The sequence below is a fragment of the Lysobacter sp. 1R34A genome (assembly GCF_051217035.1).
Lineage (GTDB): Bacteria > Pseudomonadota > Gammaproteobacteria > Xanthomonadales > Xanthomonadaceae > Lysobacter.
In genome coordinates this window covers 1-739 of the sequence record NZ_JBPKJP010000211.1, presented here as the reverse complement: position 1 = coordinate 739, position 739 = coordinate 1, and the positions used below count along the sequence as shown (strand labels likewise).

Here is a 739-nt window from a genome sequence, read left to right as displayed (position 1 = left end):
TGAGCAGCCGCTCGGGCGGGGCGATGTCGCTGACCGCGGGCCAGGTGGCGTCGATCGAGCCGGTGCGCCTGCCGGAAGGCTGGGGCCTGTGGACGGCCGGCAGCATCACCATCGCGACGCCGACGGCTACCGCACCGCGCTCAAGCGCGCCGAAAGCTGGGTGCGGCGCCTGTCGCCGCCCTCGCCGGCCCAGGACCGCCAACTCGCGCAACTGCGCGAACTGGCCGCGCTGCCGCTTTCGCTTTCGGTGCCGACCCTGGGCACGACCCTGCAACAGCTGCGCCAGTTGCGCACGGCCCAATGAACCGGCCGGGCCACCGACACCCGATCCGGATGCTGGCGCGATAAGGAGCTGCCGCACATGAATCTGTTCCGCAATCTGTTGTTCTGGATCGTCCTGGCCCTGGTCGGCGCGCTCGTCGCCCAACTGCTGGTGCAGGACCCCGGCCAAGTCGTGGTCACCTACGGCGGCATCGACTACGTCACCAATCTGCCGAAGGCCTTGCTGATCCTGATCGGCGGCCTGCTCGCGCTGTGGCTGGTGTGGAAGGTGATCAGCCTGCCGTTCGTGGCGATGCGCCGCCATCGCAAGAAGCAGGCGCGCGCGCGATTGATCGACGGCCTGGACGCTTTGCACCAGGGCCACTGGGCGCGCGCCGAGAAATCGCTCGCCCAGGCCGCGCGCAGCCGCGACGTGGCGGCGATCGCCGAAGTCGCCGCCGCGCGCTTGGCCCACGCG

Annotated in this window: 1 protein-coding gene and 1 pseudogene; both read left to right on the top strand. The window is 70.6% G+C overall.

Annotated features, from left to right (window positions below; genetic code table 11):
* Positions 1-304, top strand: a pseudogene (locus ACSAMQ_RS20595) (hypothetical protein); the annotation flags it as partial.
* A gap of 57 nt (positions 305-361) precedes the next feature.
* Positions 362-739, top strand: a 378-nt coding sequence (locus tag ACSAMQ_RS20590; protein ID WP_435397440.1) for a heme biosynthesis HemY N-terminal domain-containing protein, incomplete at its 3' end; no start/stop codon positions are given.